We start from the raw sequence: 19,066 nt of genomic DNA on the forward strand, positions 1-19,066 counted from the left end.
TGATCTTTACATTTCGCGATGCAGATCACCTGCTACGCTTGGTGCTGTTTTGTTGAAAAAACGAACTGTGCAGCGTAGTGAGCCTGTACCTGTGTAATAAGATTTTGTAGTAATGGAAGGCGAAGACGATGAAGGCAACGTTGGCGATCCTCACTATTGGTGTGGTCCCTGTAAGCGAAGTGTTACCGCTTTTAACCGAGCATGTCTCTGAACAGCAGATCACGCATCTCAGCCTGCTTGGTAAGATGAGCCGGGAAGAGGTCATGGAGGACTACGCTGTTGAGGCGGGGGAGGAGCCCCTGGCGACGTTATTAAGCGACGGTAAACTGGCGCATGTTTCACGACAGAAAATTGAGCGTTCGCTGCAGGCAGTGATAGAAGTGCTCGATAATCAAGATTATGACGTTATTTTGCTGATGAGTACCGCCCCCATTAAGGGACTGGTGGCGCGCAATGCGATTTTGCTTGAGCCAATGCGCATCATTCCGCCGTTGGTGGCCTCTATTGTTGACGGGCATCAGGTGGGGGTGATTGTGCCGATGGAAGAGCTCATGAACAACCAGGAAGCAAAATGGCACGTGCTTGAAAAAACGCCTCTGTATGCCCTGGCAAATCCCTTCTGGGACAGCGAGGCCAAACTGATCGCTGCCGGGAAGGCGCTACTGGAGAAAGGGGCGGATGTGTTGATACTGGACTGCCTCGGTTTCCATCAGCATCACCGTGATTTATTGCAAAAGGCGCTGGACGTGCCGGTGCTGTTATCAAATGTTCTGATGGCGCGCCTGGCTTCCGAACTCCTGATGTAATGATTTTGCGTGACAGGCAATGAGCATGGCCCCTATAGTGAATTTTTATCTCTGAATATAAGGGCCAGTTCATGCTTCAAAGTAACGAATACTTTTCCGGTAAAGTGAAATCCATTGGTTTTACCAGCAGCAGCACGGGCCGCGCCAGTGTGGGCGTCATGGCTGAAGGGGAATACACCTTTGGCACGGCCGAAGCGGAAGAGATGACGGTAGTCAGCGGCGCGCTGAACGTCTTACTGCCGGGTGAAACGGAATGGAAAGTTTACGCTGCCGGGGAAGCCTTCAACGTTCCTGGCCACAGCGAATTTCATTTGCAGGTTGCTGAACCGACCTCTTATCTGTGCCGCTATTTGAAATAAAAAAAAAGCCGGGTGACGCTAACGCTTACCCGGCCTGTGTTTTGCCTGTTATCTCTGCGCTTCGCCGCCGAGGCCTTCCACCAGATTCTGAATTAACGCCGCCAGCTCACCGGTCATCAGGATAAAGTCCGCATCAAAACGCTGGGCGTAATCTTCCCGGTCAATATCTTCGTTTTGATCGCGCAGCTCATCACAGAACTTCAGACGCTTCACGGAGCCGTCATCACACATCACGAACTGAATGCGCTGCTGCCAGTCGAGCGCCAGTTTGGTAACGACTTTCCCGGCTTCGATGTGTACCGCGATTTCGTCACTCACCAGATCCTGCTTTTTGGCGCGGATCACGCCGCCATCTTCCAGCAGGGCTTTCAGCTCGGCTTCATCCAGAATCTGGAAACCTTGCGCCGCAGTACCACTGCGAACCCATTCTGTCAGGGTCAGCTCAATCGGCGTTTCCAGTGCCAGCGGAACGACCGGTAAAGAACCGATACTTTTACGCAGCAGGGCCAGGGTATCTTCTGCTTTTTTGGCGCTGGCGCAGTCGACCATGATCAGCCCGTTAACGGTATCGATCCACATCATCGTCTGGCTAAAGCGGCTAAAAGCGCGCGGCAGCAGAGAGTGCAGGACTTCATCTTTCAGCGAATCTTTTTCGGTTTTTTTCAGCTTGCGGCCCTGCTCGGCTTCCAGCTTGAAGATTTTTGCTTCAAGCGCTTGCTTCACCACCGGCGTGGGCAGAATTTTCTCTTCTTTGCGAGCGCAAACGATGATTTGTCCCGTGCTGCTGGCGTGGGTCAGGGCATCGCTTTGTGAACCCATTGGCGGAACCCAACCGGTTTTTGCCATATCCTGGCTACCGCAAGGGGAAAAGCTATAAGCGGCTAACTGTTTTTCCATCTCTTCTGCACGCAGCGAAACGTCGCGGCTGAGACGGTAAACCATCAAATTTTTGAACCACAGCATGATAATTTCCACGGCCTTGTCGTTAAATCAGCGGGCATGATAACGAATTGTCGCATCGCTTGCATTGCTAATCGGGAAGCGTGCTTCTACTCTGTTGATAATCAAAAGAATGAGGAGAGTCTTGTGCGTATTGGGATTGATTTGGGCGGCACCAAAACAGAAGTCATTGCACTGAGCGAGCAGGGGGAACAGCTGTTCCGCCACCGTCTGCCTACGCCGCGCGATGATTACCACCAGACCATCGAGACGATTGCCCGGCTGGTCGATATGGCCGAGCAGGCGACAGGGCAAAGCGGTACCGTCGGGATGGGTATCCCGGGGTCAATCTCCCCTTATACCGGCGTGGTTAAAAATGCTAACTCCACCTGGCTGAACGGTCAGCCGTTTGATAAAGATTTAAGCGCGCGTCTGAACCGGGAAGTGCGTCTGGCCAATGACGCCAACTGCCTGGCGGTCTCCGAAGCCGTTGATGGCGCCGCCGCAGGGGCGCAGACCGTTTTTGCGGTGATTATCGGGACCGGCTGCGGTGCGGGCGTGGCGTTTGGGGGCGTTCGCACATCGGTGGCAACGGCACGGCGGGCGAGTGGGGGCACAATCCGCTGCCGTGGATGGATGAAGATGAACTCAAATACCGCGCCGACGTGCCGTGTTACTGCGGCAAGCAGGGCTGTATTGAGACGTTTATCTCCGGCACCGGTTTTGCGACCGATTACCACCGCCTGAGCGGTCGACCGCTCAAGGGTAATGAAATCATGCGTCTGGTTGAAGAACAGGATCCGGTGGCTGAACTGGCCCTGAGCCGTTACGAAATGCGTCTGGCAAAATCGCTGGCGCACGTCGTGAATATTCTCGATCCGGACGTGATTGTGCTGGGGGGCGGGATGAGCAACGTTGACCGCTTGTACGCCACGGTGCCAAATCTTGTGAAGCAATGGGTTTTCGGCGGCGAGTGTGAAACCCCGATCCGCAAAGCCGTCCACGGCGACTCCAGCGGCGTGCGCGGCGCGGCGTGGCTGTGGCCGGAATAAAAGCAAAACAGCAACGCAAGTTGCTGTTTTTGATGTTTGTACCCTCTCCCTGTGGGAGAGGGCCAGGGTGAGGGCACCAGACCGCAGCGACCCTTTATTCACCCCACCGCAAACTCCCTGTCCAGCCTGCTATACCCCAGCCCATTAATCTTCTTCACCTTAATCTGCACCGGTATGCGCTCTTTCATCGCCTCGACGTGGCTAATGACGCCGATGGTTTTCCCGGTAGCGTTCAGCGCGTCGAGCGCATCCAGTGCGATATCCAGCGTTTCACTGTCGAGGGTGCCGAATCCTTCATCCAGGAACAGCGAATCGATTCGCGTTTTGTGGCTCACCAGATCGGAAAGCGCCAGCGCCAGCGCCAGGCTGACCAGGAAGCTCTCGCCGCCAGAGAGCGTGCGTGTATCGCGTACGGCATCTGCCTGCCAGGTGTCGACCACTTCCAGCTCCAGCGCATCGCTGGCTTTGCGCTGCAGCAGATAACGCCCGTGCAGGCGATTTAGCTGCTGGTTAGCAAGCCAGACGAGATTATCCAGCGTCAGCCCCTGAGCGAACTTACGGAACTTATCGCCGGTACTGGAGCCGATCAGCGCGTTCAGATAGCCCCAGTCGTCGGCCTGACGCGCGGCCTCTTCAATTTGCTGCATCAACGTCAGCTGATGCTGACGGTTGTCGCTGTCCTGCTTGAGCTGCTGGCGGATCTCGCCCTGATGCGTGGTGTTCTCGCGAAGCTGTTGCGCCAGCTGCTGCAGCTGGATTTGCAAAGTGGATGCATCGGCCTCGAGACCTTCCGGGCGCAGCGCAACATGCGCCTGTAGCTGCTGGTTCGCCTGGCCGGATAGCGCCGTGGCCTGCTGTATCTGGTTTTCCAGCGACTGCTTCAGCTGTTCGAGGCCACGGAGGATGTCATCATCCAGCAGAGCGGCAATGAACGCCTCCCTGTCGGCAAAACAGCTGGCAGAGAGCGCCGCGGAGAATTGGGTCTGCGACTGTTGCAGGCGCTCTTGCTCCAGCGCCTCCTGTTGCTGCTGGGCGGTAAGCTGGCTTTGCAGCGATACGCATTCATCGTGAATGGCGCGCCAGCCATCAGGAATGGCCGGTTCGGTCTCTTCGGTGTGGGTTGCCGGAAGTGTGTCGAGCAACGGCTTCAGAGCGTTGCTGCGTTCCACAAGCACGCCGTGCTGCGTTTGTTTTTCCTGCCACTGCGCGAATTCTCCTTCGCGGGCGCGCAGCCAGGCGGCTTCGTTCCCCTCTTCGGGAACGCTAAGCGACAGCGTGAGCAGGGTGTGTTCCAGCGTCTGGCGTGTCGCCGTCAGCTGCTGCTGATACTGGCGCGCCTGCGCTTCCTGTTCGTTCAGCTGGTTTTGCAGGGTAAGACGCTGGCTGAGCTGATAAAGCTGGCGCTCATAGTGTTCCTGCTCGTTTATCCATGGCGCGATATCTTCCTGAATATTCAATGTGATATTCAGGGACGCGCAGATCTCAAGCCACTCTTTAGTGAGTGCTTGCTCTTCCTCAGACAGGGTCTGCACGTCGCCCGTCTCGCGCTGAATCTGCTGAGCCAGAGCATTAACCTGCCCCAGCACCAGCAGGCCTTCTTCTTTTAGCGCGGCCACCTCTTTTTCCAGCGCATCACGGCGGCGCTGGTTATCCGTCAGCTCAAGCGATTGATATTGCTCAACGGCGGGATGCTCGCAGGAACCGCACAGGGGACAAGGTTTGCCTGCCTCAAGCTGTGAACGATAGCTTTCCAGATCTTTAATTGTCGCTTCACGCTCGCACAGGGCCTTCAGATCCAGATAGTGCTGGTGTTTCTCTTTGTACTGCTGGCGGCGCAGCGTCAACGTTTCATTAAGTTTGCTCTGCTCCGCCTGAGCTTTCTGTACGCTTTCATTGCTCTGGCGCAGGCGCTTTTGCAGCGGCTGATAGCGAGCGTGTAGCGACGTCAGCCGCTGGCGCTGCGTGCGTGACCGGGACTGCTGCTCCATTGCCACGTTGACCTCATCCGCCGTCAGCGTGAGCGTATTTTCCGGCATGTCAGTCAGCTTGTTACGCAACTCAGTCATCCGCGCAGCGTGCGTGGCTAACTGGTTTTTATCGCGGTTAAGCTGTGAGAAGAGCGCGCGCCATCCGGCAATCTCCTGACCCAGCAGGCGATAACGTTCGTGCTCCGCCAGCCACTGCGCCAGCGCCGTCAGTTCAGTATCAAGCTCGGCGTGGGTACGCAGGGCACTATTACGGATCCGCGCGCGCAGCGCGGTTTTGGCTTGTAAGCGAGTATTTACTTCAATAATTCGCTGCTGGGTTTGCGCCAGACGCGCGGTTTGCTCCTGCTGGTGCGCCCAGAGCGGACGAAGCTGGGCGGCGGGTTGCGCAAGCTGGAGTTTTGCCAGCTCAGGCGCAGCGTCCGTCAGAGCCTGTTGTGCCTGCTGCTGCAATGCGGTGATGCGTTGTTGCTCGCGCACAAGCTCATCATGACGGGTAAGCCACTGAAAATGTTTCTGCTGGTTTTGCTGCTGTGCCAGCAACGTTTTCTCTTCGTCAGTAAGTGCCTGCAAACTTTGCTGTAATTGCTGCTGCTGTTCTTCACTCAGCAGCACGACGCCCGCTGCCTGCGCCTCGCACTTTTCCAGCAGGCTGCGGGCGGCTTTGTGTTTTTCAAACACCATGGCGGAAATCTGGCCGTAGATTTCGGTGCCGGTCAGCTCTTCCAGCAGCTCTGCGCGATCGCTCGGTTTGGCATTCAGGAAGGCGGCAAATTGCCCCTGTGAGAGCAACATTGAACGGGTAAAGCGGCCATAGTCCAGACCGGTGAGCGCGGCGGTTTGCTCCAGCTTGTCCGTGACTTTATCGGCGAGGATTTTGCCATCTTCGCAGCGGGCCAGCTCCACGCGCGGCGCCTGCAGGTTGCCGTCCGGCTGGTTGCGTGCCCGGTTCTGGCTCCAGAAGGCGCGGTAGGCGATGCCTTTTACCTCAAACTCCACTTCCGCCAGACACTCGGCGGTATCTCGCGTCATCAGGTCGTTTTGTGCCTGGGAAACCTTACTCAGGCGCGGCGTTTCGTGATAAAGCGCCAGACAGATGGCGTCGAGCAGGGTGGTTTTACCTGCGCCTGTGGCGCCGGTAATGGCAAACAGCCCGTTGCTGGCAAAGGGTTCAGCGGTAAAGTCAATTTTCCACTCGCCCTTGAGGGAGTTGAGATTTTTCAGACGCAGGCTCAAAATTTTCATGCGTTTTCTTCCTCGTCATTGAGGGCATGCAGGGTATGGGTGAACAGTTCGCTGAGTCTTTCGCGCTTCGCGTCGTCAATATCCTCCTGCAAGAGCCTGCGCTCAAACACCTCTTCTACCCGCAACTCGCTGAGCGTTTCCCGCTGGGCGCTTAACAGAATTTTCTCGCGCTGCTCGCGGCTGCGGCGCACCAGTAAGACCTCTACCGGCAAGTCTTCCGTCAGCGCCTGGATTTTTCGCTGCATATCATGCAGGTAGTCATCCGTAGTGATTTCGATATCCAGCCAGACGGGGGGATTAAGCGCGGTGCCGCGCCACTGTTCAAGCTGAGCGGTGATGGCCTCCAGATCGCCTTTCAGCACCGCCAGCGGCTGGGTGACCGGCACCTCCAGCGTCTCGACGGCACTGAGTTTGCCCTCGCTGAAGCTCACCAGATGCACGGATTTGGCTTTGCCGGTTTCATCGAAACTGAGCGAAATAGGGGATCCGCAGTAGCGAATATGTTCGCAGCCGCCGATAACCTGGGCGCGGTGAATATGCCCGAGCGCAATGTAGTCCGCAGGCGGGAAGTTCTGCGCCGGAAAGGCGTCCAGCGTGCCGATATAGATGTCACGCACGGCGTCACTTTTACTGACCCCAACGGTGGTGAGATGCCCGGTCGCAATCACCGGTATCGGCTGTTCGCCACGCAGGTTGCAGGCATCCGCGTGCTGCTGGTGATAATAGTCGGTGATGGCCTGTAATAAATGTTGCTGCTTTTCCGTGCCCGACAGTCCCGCCTGACTTTGTACGATATCGCGCGGGCGTAAAAAGGGGATCGGGCACAGCACTGCCCCCGGCGTACCGTCGCGTTTTTTCAGGATCTGCGGGGCATGCCCGGCGCTGGCGACGACGGTAGTATTGAGAAACGCCAGAATGTCGCGGGATTCATTGAGCGTTGCCACGGAGTCATGGTTACCGGCGACTATCACCAGATGACAGCCGGTCTGCTGCAAGTTCACCACGAAGCGGTTATACAGCTCGCGCGCATAGCTGGGGGGCGACCCCGTATCAAAGATGTCACCCGCGACAATAATCGCATCGACCTCGTGGGCCTGCGCCGTCTCCAGCAGCCAGTTCAGGAACGCTTCATGTTCAGCCGCACGGCTTTTGCTGTAAAAATTTTGACCGAGATGCCAGTCCGAGGTGTGAAGTATGCGCATAGCGGTTCCGTGGCAAAAATGAGAAAGCAGGATTATAAACGTTCAGAGAAGGGAAAATAACCGCTGTAATAAAACAACGGTTTGCCCGCTACCGTGGTAATGTTTTTCATAAATCTGTCATAAATCTGACGCATAATGGCGCCGAATTACAAACGTGTAACTTAATAAGATAAGACAGGGCAAAGTATGGCGAGACGTATTCTGGTCGTAGAAGATGAAGCTCCAATTCGTGAAATGGTGTGCTTCGTGCTCGAGCAAAATGGCTTCCAGCCGGTTGAAGCGGAAGATTATGACAGCGCAGTGAACCAGCTGAATGAACCCTGGCCCGATCTGATTCTGCTGGACTGGATGTTGCCTGGCGGCTCCGGACTGCAGTTTATCAAACACCTGAAGCGTGAGGCACTCACCCGCGACATCCCGGTTGTGATGCTCACGGCGCGCGGAGAGGAAGAGGATCGCGTGCGCGGATTAGAAACCGGCGCGGACGATTACATCACTAAACCGTTCTCCCCAAAAGAGCTGGTCGCCCGCATTAAAGCCGTGATGCGCCGTATTTCACCGATGGCGGTGGAAGAGGTGATAGAGATGCAGGGACTCAGCCTTGACCCTACCTCGCACCGCGTGATGACCGGCGAAAACCCCCTCGATATGGGCCCTACCGAATTTAAACTCCTGCACTTCTTTATGACTCACCCGGAACGCGTATACAGCCGCGAGCAGTTGCTGAATAACGTCTGGGGAACTAACGTGTATGTCGAAGACCGGACGGTTGACGTACATATTCGCCGCCTGCGAAAAGCGCTGGAACTGAGCGGCCACGATCGCATGGTACAGACGGTCCGCGGCACGGGTTATCGTTTTTCGACCCGTTTCTGAACAATGACAGGAGTGTGACGCGTGCTGGAACGTCTGTCATGGAAAAGGCTCGTCTTTGAACTGATCTTATGCTGTATTCCGGCCTTCCTTCTTGGGGCCTTTCTCGGACATCTGCCGTGGTTTCTGCTGGCGTCGGTCACCGGGCTGCTGATCTGGCATTTCTGGAACCTGCTGCGCCTCTCCTGGTGGCTGTGGGTTGACCGCAGTATGACCCCACCGCCGGGCAGCGGCAGCTGGGAGCCCCTGCTGTACGGCCTGCACCAGATGCAGATGCGTAATAAAAAGCGCCGTCGCGAGCTGGGAAGCCTGATTAAGCGTTTTCGCAGCGGGGCGGAGTCGTTGCCGGATGCGGTCATCCTGACCACTGAAGAAGGCACCATCTTCTGGTGTAACGGCCTGGCGCAACAGCTGCTGGGCCTTCGCTGGCCGGACGATAACGGTCAGAACATCCTTAACCTTTTACGCTATCCCGAATTCACGCTGTATCTGAAAAAGCGTGATTTTACCCGCCCGCACAATCTGAAGCTCAATAATGGTCGCCATCTGGAAATCCGCGTGATGCCTTACAGCGATAAGCAGTGGCTGATGGTGGCGCGCGATGTCACCCAAATGCACCAGCTTGAGGGCGCGCGCCGTAATTTCTTTGCGAACGTCAGCCACGAACTGCGTACTCCGTTGACCGTGCTTCAGGGTTATCTGGAGATGATGCAGGAGCAAACGCTGGAAGGTGCGCCGCGTGAAAAAGCGCTGCATACCATGCGCGAGCAAACGCATCGCATGGAAGGGCTGGTGAAGCAGCTGCTGACGCTCTCGAAGATTGAAGCGGCGCCTACGCTTGCGCTGAATGACACGATAGATGTGCCGATGATGCTGCGGGTTGTGGAGCGTGAAGCGCAGACGTTAAGCCACAAAAAGCATCACCTGACCTTCGAGGTCGACAGCACGCTAAAGGTGCTGGGCAGTGAGGATGAGCTTCGTAGCGCCATATCCAACCTGGTGTACAACGCGGTGAACCATACGCCGGAAGGGACGGATATTATGGTGCGCTGGAACCGTACCCCTACGGGCGCCGAGTTTAGCGTGGAAGATAACGGGCCGGGGATCGCACCGGAGCATATCCCGCGTCTGACCGAACGCTTCTACCGCGTGGATAAAGCGCGGTCGCGGCAAACAGGGGGGAGCGGCCTGGGGCTGGCGATTGTGAAGCACGCGGTAAATCACCACGAAAGCCGACTTGATATTCAGAGTACGCTGGGGAAAGGAACCCGCTTCAGTTTCGTTATTCCGGAACGATTAATTGCCAAAAAGACCGCCTGAGGGCAGGTGTGTCATTTTCCCTTTCCACGGGTCAGCGTCTGCTGGCCCGTTTGCTTTGCAGTCAAGCGAAACGCGGATGAATAATATACGGCTGGGTGTTTTTTTTCGCATGATTAGCCATGAGTTTTTCCTGTAAATAGCGTATTGTGCTGGCGTGTATTTTCATGCTGGCATATTGTTCTGGTTTTGAGATCCCACCTTGCCTTTAAACGTTATAAGCGTTTAAATTGCCCCCCAGATACTGTCAGACCGACTGTATTTGCGTGGTAAATCGAAAAACTATTCTTCTCCACGCCAGGACGGGAGCATTTCCCGCTGAAATTGAGCAATTTTTCGGCTGTATCGTCCCGTCAGGGAAAACGAAAATCTCAATGTTTTCAACACCACATCCACAGGCAGTAAGGTTTTATGACCCATCACTTAAAATCGCGTGACATCATCGCGCTGGGCTTTATGACATTTGCGCTGTTCGTTGGCGCAGGCAACATTATTTTCCCTCCAATGGTTGGCTTACAGGCGGGTGAACACGTCTGGACCGCTGCGTTTGGTTTCCTGATTACTGCCGTGGGTCTACCGGTACTGACCGTCGTCGCGCTGGCGAAAGTCGGTGGCGGCGTGGACAGCCTCAGCACGCCGATTGGCAAAGTCGCAGGTGTTCTGCTGGCCACCGTCTGCTATCTGGCCGTGGGCCCGCTGTTTGCCACCCCGCGCACGGCGACCGTTTCCTTTGAAGTGGGGATTGCTCCGCTGACCGGCGACGGCCCGATGCCGCTGTTTATCTACAGCCTGGTCTACTTCGCGATTGTCATTCTGGTCTCCCTCTATCCGGGCAAACTGCTGGATACCGTGGGCAACTTCCTGGCGCCGCTGAAAATCATCGCCCTGATCGTTCTCGCCGTGGCCGCTATCATCTGGCCAGCAGGCCCGATCAGCGACGCAATGGACGCCTATAAAAACGCCGCGTTCTCTAACGGTTTTGTGAACGGCTACCTGACGATGGATACGCTGGGCGCAATGGTGTTTGGTATTGTTATCGTTAACGCCGCGCGTTCCCGCGGTGTGACCGAAGCGCGTCTGCTGACCCGCTATACCATCTGGGCTGGCCTGATGGCTGGTGTGGGTCTGACGCTGCTGTATCTGGCGCTGTTCCGCCTGGGCTCTGATAGCGCCATGCTGGTTGATCAGAACGCGAACGGTGCGGCTATTCTGCACGCTTACGTCCAGCACACCTTCGGTGGTGCGGGCAGTATGCTGCTGGCGGCGCTGATTTTCCTGGCGTGTCTGGTGACCGCAGTGGGCCTGACCTGCGCCTGTGCTGAGTTCTTTGCGCAGTATCTGCCGCTCTCTTACCGCACCCTGGTGTTTATCCTCGGTATCTTCTCCATGGCGGTGTCCAACCTCGGTCTGAGCCACCTGATTCAGGTCTCTATTCCGGTGCTGACGGCCATCTATCCGCCGTGCATCGTGCTGGTGGTGCTGAGCTTCACCCGTCCGTGGTGGAATAACTCCTCACGAATTATTGCGCCAGCCATGTTTATCAGCCTGATTTTTGGTATCCTTGACGGGATTAAAGCATCAGCGTTCGCCGCGATTCTGCCCGCCTGGACACAGCGTCTGCCGCTGTCCGAGCAGGGACTGGCCTGGCTGATGCCTACCGTTGTTGCACTGGTTCTGGCGATTATCTGGGACCGTGCTGCAGGGCGCCAGGTTGCATCTAACGCCCATTAATCAACGGCAACAAACTGTTTAACCACGGGGCTTAAGGCCCCGTGGTTTTTTGTTTTTTCGTGTTGAATGGCAAGATTTTAATGGAAAGCACTAACAAACTTAAACGTGGTCTCAGCACACGCCACATCCGCTTTATGGCGCTGGGCTCTGCGATTGGTACCGGTCTTTTTTATGGCTCGGCAGATGCCATCAAAATGGCCGGTCCAAGCGTTCTGCTGGCCTACATCATTGGCGGCGTGGCGGCGTATATCATCATGCGCGCCCTCGGAGAGATGTCGGTTCACAATCCTTCTGCCAGTTCGTTCTCGCGCTATGCGCAGGAAAACCTCGGACCGCTGGCCGGGTTTATCACTGGCTGGACCTACTGCTTTGAAATTTTGATTGTGGCCATTGCCGATGTGACGGCGTTTGGTATCTATATGGGCGTCTGGTTCCCGACGGTGCCGCACTGGATCTGGGTGCTGAGCGTGGTGCTGCTCATCTGCGCCGTCAACCTGATGAGCGTGAAGGTGTTCGGCGAACTTGAGTTCTGGTTCTCCTTCTTCAAGGTCGCCACCATTATCATCATGATTGTGGCCGGTTTTGGCATCATCCTCTGGGGGATTGGCAACGGCGGTCAGCCGACCGGGATCCATAACCTCTGGAGCAACGGGGGCTTCTTCAGCAACGGCTGGCTCGGGATGGTGATGTCGCTGCAGATGGTGATGTTCGCCTACGGCGGTATTGAAATTATTGGTATCACCGCCGGGGAAGCGAAAGACCCTGAGAAATCCATTCCACGTGCCATCAACTCCGTGCCGATGCGTATTCTGGTGTTCTATGTGGGCACGCTGTTCGTGATTATGTCCATCTACCCATGGAACCAGGTCGGTACCAACGGTAGCCCGTTTGTGCTGACCTTCCAGCATATGGGCATTGCGTTTGCTGCCAGCATTCTGAACTTCGTGGTGCTGACCGCGTCGCTTTCCGCGATCAACAGTGACGTCTTTGGCGTAGGCCGTATGCTACACGGCATGGCGGAGCAGGGCAGTGCGCCGAAGGTGTTCGCTAAAACCTCCCGCCGCGGCACGCCGTGGGTGACGGTGGTGGTCATGACCGTTGCGCTGCTGTTCTCGGTTTACCTGAACTACATCATGCCGGAGAACGTCTTCCTGGTGATTGCGTCGCTGGCGACCTTCGCGACCGTGTGGGTGTGGATCATGATCCTGCTGTCGCAGATTGCGTTCCGCCGTCGCCTGTCGCCGGAAGAGGCGAAAGCGCTGAAGTTTAAAGTCCCGGGTGGCGTTGCAACAACCGTCGTCGGGCTGATTTTCCTGGTGTTTATCATTGGCCTGATTGGCTACCATCCGGATACCCGTATTTCCCTCTACGTGGGCTGTGCGTGGATCGTCCTGCTGCTGGTTGGCTGGGTGTTAAAATGCCGCCGCGATCGCCAACTGGCAGAAGCGCAGTAATTTTTTTTATTCCCTCTCCCTGTGGGAGAGGGTTAGGGTGAGGGCATCAGGCCGCACTGATCCCTCCTCCCCCGTCCTCCTCCCCCAATAAATCACGTCATGGTGAGCTATCCTTAACCACCCTGTGGCAAGGTGACGTCAATTTCATCAGAGGGGATTCGTGATGTTAAATGCCTGGCACCTTCCGGTTGCCCCATTTGTTAAGCAAAACAAAGACAACCTTGTGATTACGCTCTGGCTGGCGGGGGAAAATCAGCCTGAACGCGTGACGCTCCGCGCCGAAATTGATAATGAAGAGACCGGGCTGAAAATGCACAAGCTGCGCAGCCAGCCGCAGCCGGGGATCACCGCCTGGCGGGCGAATATCGATTTGCGTAGCGGGCAGCCGCGCCGCCGTTATAGCTTCAAGCTGCTGTGGAACCATCGTCAGCTGTGGTTTACCCCGCAGGGGTTTAGCCGGTTCCCGCCCGCACGGCTGGAACAGTTTGCCGTTGATTATCCGGATAGCGGACCGCAGTGGGTTAACGATCAGGTCTTTTACCAGATTTTCCCGGACCGCTTTGCGCGTAGCGAAAAACGAACTGCCGACCAGGATAAGATCTATCACCACCACGCGGCTGGCCACGACATTATCCTGAAAAAATGGGATGAGCCGGTGACGGCGCAGGCGGGCGGCTCGACGTTTTACGGCGGCGATCTCGACGGCATCAGCGAAAAGCTGCCGTACCTGAAAAAACTGGGCGTGACGGCGCTGTACCTCAACCCGGTGTTTAAAGCCCCGAGCGTACATAAATACGATACACAGGATTATCGCCACGTTGACGCGCAGTTTGGCGGGGACGAGGCACTGCTGCGCCTGCGAGAGAACACCCTTAAGGAAGGCATGCGCCTGATTCTGGACGGCGTGTTTAACCACAGCGGAGATTCGCACGCCTGGTTTGACCGTCATAACCAGTCGATGGGCGGAGCATGTCATAATCCGGACTCGCCGCAGCGTGACTGGTACAGCTTTAATGAGGAGGGGCGTGCCCTGGACTGGCTGGGCTACCCCAGTCTGCCGAAGCTGGATTTCCAGTCATCAACGCTGGTTAATGAGATTTACGGCGGCGAAGACAGCATCGTCCGCCACTGGCTGAACGCCCCGTGGAATATGGACGGCTGGCGTCTGGACGTCGTACATATGCTGGGTGAAGCGGGTGGGGCACGAAATAACCTGCAGCACGTCGGTGGGATCACGCGCTCGGCAAAAGCGGCCCGGCCTGAAGCGTTCGTGTTTGGCGAACACTTTGGCGACGCGCGGCAGTGGCTGCAAAACGATGCCGAAGATGCGGCGATGAACTATCGCGGTTTTACCTTCCCGCTATGGGGATTCCTGGCGAATACCGATATCTCCTACGATCCGAACCACATTGACGCCGAAACCTGCGCAGCGTGGATGGATAACTACCGCGCCGGGCTGTCTCATCAGCAGCAGCTGAGGATGTTTAACCAGCTTGATAGTCACGATACCGCACGCTTTAAATCCCTGCTCGGCAAGGATGTGGCACGTCTGCCGCTGGCGGTCACCTGGCTCTTCACCTGGCCGGGCGTACCGTGTATCTACTACGGAGATGAAGTGGGACTGGACGGCAACAACGATCCGTTCTGTCGCAAAACCTTCCCGTGGGCGCCGGAAAAACAGGACAAGGTGCTGTTCAGCCTCTATCAGCGGCTGGCGAAGCTGCGTAAACAGAGCCTCGCCCTGCGCTACGGCGGCTGCCAGGTGGTGTACGCCCACGATAACGTGGTGGTCTTTGTCCGCGTCTATAACCAGCAGCGCGTGCTGGTGGCTATCAACCGGGGCGAGGCTTGTGAAGTGGTGCTGGATGATTCCCCGCTGTTGAAGGTGGCTACGTGGAAGAATAAAGAGGGCAAGGCGACGATTCAGGACGGCGTGCTGGCGCTGCCGGCGATATCCGCGACGATCTGGGTCGGCAGCTAACGCGACGATAAATGTTTCCACCTTTAAGATGGCGCAAATGCAACGATTTGTGTCAATCTTAACGAATAGTTTACGGTGAAGGTGGAAACATGGACGAGCTCTACATCCTTGGCTGTTTGTTACTGGTTTTTGCGCTGGTGGTTGCGCCCGTGCTTGCGGTTATTGGCTTTAATCGGAGCACGGCGGCGCGGCAGGAGATCGCCAGGCTTCGCCAGCGCATTGAAGCGCTTGAGCAGCGTGGTGCCGCTGAGATAGCGCCGGAGACGGCGCAGACCGCCGCGCCGGTGGTTGTGACCGCGCCAGTGGTGGAGCACACTCCCGCACCTGTCGACCCCTGGCGTCCGGACGCCCGCGTGCCCAGGGCTGAACCCGCTCCCGTTTCCGCTCCTGCCCTTGCGGCAAAACAGCCATCCGCCTTTGGCGGCATACTGACGTCGCTGGTGCGCTGGTTTATGCAGGGTAATCCGCTGGCGAAGCTGGGGATCCTGCTGCTTTTCCTCGGTCTCTCTTTCCTGCTGCGCTATACCGTCGAACATTCTCTGTTCCCGCTTGAGCTGCGCCTGGTGGCGACGGCGCTGTTTGCCATCGTTCTGCTGGCGATTGGCTGGCGACTGCGGCATAAGCAGCCGGTTTATGCGCTTATCTTACAGGGTGGGGCGACGGGCATTCTTTACCTGACGGTCTTTGGTGCCTTCCGGCTCTGGCAAATGTTGCCGATGACGCTGGCTTTTGCGCTGCTGGTAGCGATTTGCGCCGCGAGCGTCGGGCTGGCCGTGCTGCAAAAGGCCTTGAGCCTGGCCATGCTGGCGAGCCTCGGCGGGTATCTGGCACCGCTGCTCCTGTCTACCGGAGGCGGCAACTTTGTGGCGCTGTTCTCTTTCTATCTCCTGCTTTCCATCGGTATTCTCGCCATCAGCATCTGGCAGCACTGGCGCGAGCTCAATCTGCTCGGTCTGCTTTTTACGTTTGGCGTGGGCGGCCTCTGGGGGCTGAACGACTATCAACCTGAACACTATTGGGTGTGCCAGCTGTTCCTGATTGCCAATACGCTGATATTCGGCGTGCTGTGCGTGGCGCTGTCGCTGCGGGCGCAGGAAAAAGGGAAACAGATTATTGACGGCGTACTGCTGTTTGCTCCGCCGCTGATTGGCTTCGGGATGCAGTACGGCATGACCCGGCACTGGGAATATGGCCCGGCGCTGAGCGCGCTCGGATATGGGGCATTTTATCTTACCATTGCGTTCCTCGCGCTGCGGCGCTATCCGTCTATCGGACGACCACTGGTCATGGCGGCGCTGGCCATCGGCGGCGGGTTCGCTACGCTCTCCATTCCGCTGGCGCTCTCGGCGCGCTGGACGGCGATGGCCTGGGCGCTGGAGGGGCTGGGTATCCTCTGGCTGGGCATGCAGCAGAACCAGCGTCGTATGAGCTATAGCGGGACGGCGCTGCTGGTGCTGGCACTCGGCAGCGCGCTGTGGGCGCAAATGGACGGCGTGACGTCGCTGAGCCTTCTCCTTATCTTCGCCATCCTCAGCCTTTGCTGGCTGGCTGGGGCGTGGCTATGGCGCAAAAGTGTTCTGCCGGTCAGTTGGGCGTTGTTGGCAGGCGGCCTGTTGTTCTGGATCGTGGCGCTATTGGGTGCCTCGCAACGGGTGCTGAAACAAGAATTACCGGTTCTGGCAGGCGTGCTGGCGCTCTCGGCCGTCTCGGTCTGGGGCTGGCGCCAGGCTGCCGCTCGTCTGGCGTGGCGGGAGCTGGATGCCAGCAAATGGCTGCTGTGGCCACTGATGCTGGTGATGGTGGTTTACCAGCTTTCGCATCAGCAGATCGTTGCCGCTGGCTGGTCAAATCTGGCCTGGTGCATTGCACTTCCTGCCGCACTGATGCTGCTGCGACGTGACGGTGAACGACTGCTGCCGCGCATCGCGATGGGGCTGCACCTGACGCTTTGCTGGATGATTTTACTGGCGCTGGCGGCTGAACTTTACTGGTTTGCTCGCGCGCTACCGTGGGGCATGGCGGCGTGGGGCAGTGGACTGGCGATGGCGGCTGGGGGCGGCGTGATTCTCGCGCTTTCCGCGGCGGTGCGTCGCCGCGCGTGGCCGTTCGGGGAGTGGCCTGCGCTCTATACCTGCCTGGCGCCGATCCCTGTCGTCGTGGCGCTGCTGGTGCTGCTGGTCGTGACCAATTTCCAGGACGGCGTCGTTTACCGGCAAACCTGGCTGCCGCTGGTGAACCCGCTTGAGGAAGGCGCGGCATTCGCGCTGCTGGGGCTGGTGGTCTTTTATCGGGCAGTGGATCGCTACTATCCCGCGTTGCTTGCTCAGGCTCGCCCGTGGCCTGCCGTTGCTATCATGGCGTTTGGCTTCTGGTGGCTTAACGGGGCGCTGATGCGCGCCCTGGCCTGGTATGGGGATGTGGCCTGGAATATGGCGTCGCTGTGGGATTCGCGGCTTATCCAGACCACGTTTGCCCTGTTCTGGATGCTGATCGCGCTGGTGGTCATGGTCCATGCTACCCGCCGGGCCTCCCGCCAGGAGTGGCTCTGCGGGGCCGCGTTGCTGGGGGTCGTGATGGTTAAACTGATGCTGGTGGACAGCGCAGGCGGAGGCGGCCTGTCCCGTGCCGTGGCGTTTATCGGCGTGGCGATACTGGTCCTGATCGTGGGGTATTTCTCGCCACTACCGCCTAAAACTGGAGATGAAAAATGAAATGGATGAAAGCGGTAGTCTGTACCACGCTGCTGGCGCTATCGGGCATGGCGTTCTGCGACGAGATGCAAACGGAATCGCCGCGGGATTATGCCTTTGGTCGTTCACTGGAAACGTCGGTTCCTTCCCAGTGGTATCGGGTGTTGCTGCCGCTCGCCGTCTATGAACAGAGCACCTCCCCGAATCTGGACGATGTCCGCGTCTTTAATCAGTCGGGTGAGCCGGTTCCCTTCAGCCTGGTCACCGCGACGCGCCCGCAGGTGGTGGCGCAATCCACGGCGCTGCGTCTTTTTCCTCTGGACGCCTCACCGCTTGCCGCGGCGCCAGATGCCGGTGAGAGCAATAAGATCCTGCTCCGTTCCGGAAATGGCGTTGAGATTGTGCTCGAAGGGCAGAAAGCTGCCGTGGCCGGGCAACATTATCTGCTGACCTTGCCAGAGCAGGCGACGGGCGAGATGGCTATATCCCAGCTGCAGCTGCTCTGGAATCCCCCTAAGACGTCGTGGCAGGGAACGGCGTCGGTCTATTACAGCGAGGATTTGAAGCGCTGGTATACCCTACGCGAGGATATGCCCTTGCTGGACGTCGTCAGTGGCCAGGATCGCCTTAAGCTCGATCGGATCGATACCGATACGGTTTTATCTCCTGATGCGAATCGCTATCTCATGGTGGTGCTGAATACGCAGAGCCAGGGTATGACCTTGACCGGCGTAAACGCGATTAGCGCCCCTGCGCAGATGGCTCCGGAAGCGATCGACCTGGAGGGGGAAGGGGAACAGCTATCGACAAGCGAAGCGCAGTGGCACTGGGCGCACCCGCAGCCATTGAGCGCGGTCAGCTTCTTGCTGAATGGCGACGGCGTTCTGCCCGTGGAGATCGCGTGGCGAAGTACGGAAAAAGACACATGGCACCCCCTGAAAAAAGAGGTTCTTTACCGCCTGGAGGGCAAAACGTCTGCGCCGGTTTCGCTTAACGGAGAGCGGGTCCAGGCGGTAAAAATCACGACGCTGAATGCGCGTCTGCCTGAATACCTTCCGAACGTCATAGGGCATCGCGACCGCGTTGATCTGGTGTTTAACGCGCAGGGGAAAGCACCGTACGTGCTCGCCTGGGGAAACGGGGCGGCAAAACCAGCAAACCTGGAACCTGACATGCTGATCCCCGCCGACCTGCGCAAAACCTATGATATGGCGAATCTGCCGCAGGCCGATATTGTGGATGATGTCGCGTTGGGCGGTGAGGCGCGTTTGACCGCCACTTCTGCGGGCGAGCAGGAGAGCCGGATGAACGCGCTGCTGGTGTGGAGCGTGCTGATTGTGGGCGTGTTCCTGCTGGCGCTCATGGCCTGGCGCATCTGGCGAGAGACGCAGCGTAAAGCATAAAAAAAGGCCCGCATGTGCGGGCCTTCTTC

12 protein-coding genes and 1 pseudogene are annotated in these 19,066 nt (G+C 57.5%); 10 read left to right on the forward strand and 3 right to left on the reverse strand.

Features of this window, described 5'->3' with window-relative positions; all coding sequences use genetic code 11:
* Positions 1-128: 128 nt before the first annotated feature.
* Entirely contained in the window at positions 129-806 is a 678-nt protein-coding gene (locus tag BFV64_RS04710; RefSeq protein WP_014882737.1) for an AroM family protein, read from the forward strand.
* A gap of 71 nt (positions 807-877) precedes the next feature.
* Positions 878-1,165 (forward strand): pyrimidine/purine nucleoside phosphorylase, encoded by a 288-nt coding sequence (ppnP, locus tag BFV64_RS04715; RefSeq protein ID WP_014882738.1) that lies wholly within the window; start codon positions 878-880, stop codon positions 1,163-1,165.
* A 48-nt stretch (positions 1,166-1,213) separates the two neighbouring features.
* On the opposite strand, the gene rdgC is transcribed toward ppnP, so the two are convergent.
* The gene (gene rdgC / locus BFV64_RS04720) at positions 1,214-2,128 is read right to left on the reverse strand and encodes a recombination-associated protein RdgC (RefSeq protein WP_014882739.1); all 915 of its coding nucleotides are present in this window, start codon (positions 2,126-2,128) and stop codon (positions 1,214-1,216) included.
* Positions 2,129-2,251: 123 nt separating this feature from the next.
* On the opposite strand from rdgC, the pseudogene mak reads away from it, so the two are divergent.
* Positions 2,252-3,156 (forward strand): annotated as a pseudogene (gene mak / locus BFV64_RS04725) (fructokinase).
* Between the two features lie 98 nt (positions 3,157-3,254).
* Here the strand turns inward: mak and sbcC are convergent.
* Positions 3,255-6,386 (reverse strand): exonuclease subunit SbcC, encoded by a 3,132-nt coding sequence (gene sbcC, locus BFV64_RS04730; RefSeq protein ID WP_069601776.1) that lies wholly within the window; start codon positions 6,384-6,386, stop codon positions 3,255-3,257.
* Positions 6,383-7,588 carry an exonuclease subunit SbcD gene (sbcD, locus tag BFV64_RS04735; protein ID WP_059373136.1) on the reverse strand — a complete coding sequence of 402 codons (1,206 nt, stop codon included), beginning with the start codon at positions 7,586-7,588 and terminating at the stop codon, positions 6,383-6,385. Before sbcD ends, sbcC begins: the two co-directional genes overlap by 4 nt.
* A 186-nt stretch (positions 7,589-7,774) precedes the next feature.
* Between sbcD and phoB the strand changes: the two genes are divergently transcribed.
* The 7 genes from phoB to BFV64_RS04770 all read left to right on the forward strand — a co-directional run bounded on the left by phoB (position 7,775) and on the right by BFV64_RS04770 (position 19,037).
* Positions 7,775-8,464, forward strand: a complete 690-nt coding sequence (gene phoB, locus BFV64_RS04740; RefSeq protein ID WP_008503265.1) for a phosphate response regulator transcription factor PhoB — start codon at positions 7,775-7,777, stop codon at positions 8,462-8,464.
* Positions 8,465-8,485: 21 nt separating this feature from the next.
* Entirely contained in the window at positions 8,486-9,781 is a 1,296-nt protein-coding gene (phoR, locus tag BFV64_RS04745) for a phosphate regulon sensor histidine kinase PhoR (RefSeq protein ID WP_014882743.1), read from the forward strand.
* A 408-nt stretch (positions 9,782-10,189) separates the two neighbouring features.
* A complete protein-coding gene (gene brnQ / locus BFV64_RS04750; protein WP_014882744.1) occupies positions 10,190-11,509 on the forward strand; it encodes a branched-chain amino acid transporter carrier protein BrnQ in 1,320 nt (439 codons plus the stop codon).
* Positions 11,510-11,589: 80 nt separating this feature from the next.
* Positions 11,590-12,963, forward strand: coding sequence for a proline-specific permease ProY (gene proY, locus BFV64_RS04755; protein ID WP_058690551.1), 1,374 nt, complete (start codon positions 11,590-11,592; stop codon positions 12,961-12,963).
* A gap of 163 nt (positions 12,964-13,126) precedes the next feature.
* Complete coding sequence (gene malZ / locus BFV64_RS04760) at positions 13,127-14,944, forward strand: maltodextrin glucosidase (RefSeq protein WP_045281693.1); 1,818 nt, start codon at positions 13,127-13,129, stop codon at positions 14,942-14,944.
* An 89-nt stretch (positions 14,945-15,033) separates the two neighbouring features.
* Positions 15,034-17,655 carry a DUF2339 domain-containing protein gene (locus BFV64_RS04765; protein ID WP_069601777.1) on the forward strand — a complete coding sequence of 874 codons (2,622 nt, stop codon included), beginning with the start codon at positions 15,034-15,036 and terminating at the stop codon, positions 17,653-17,655.
* The gene (locus BFV64_RS04770) at positions 17,652-19,037 is read left to right on the forward strand and encodes a DUF3999 family protein (protein WP_045134712.1); all 1,386 of its coding nucleotides are present in this window, start codon (positions 17,652-17,654) and stop codon (positions 19,035-19,037) included. The genes BFV64_RS04765 and BFV64_RS04770 overlap by 4 nt, the downstream gene beginning before the upstream one ends.
* Positions 19,038-19,066 lie beyond the last annotated feature (29 nt).

Source organism: Enterobacter kobei (assembly GCF_001729765.1).
Classification (GTDB): Bacteria; Pseudomonadota; Gammaproteobacteria; order Enterobacterales; family Enterobacteriaceae; genus Enterobacter; species Enterobacter kobei.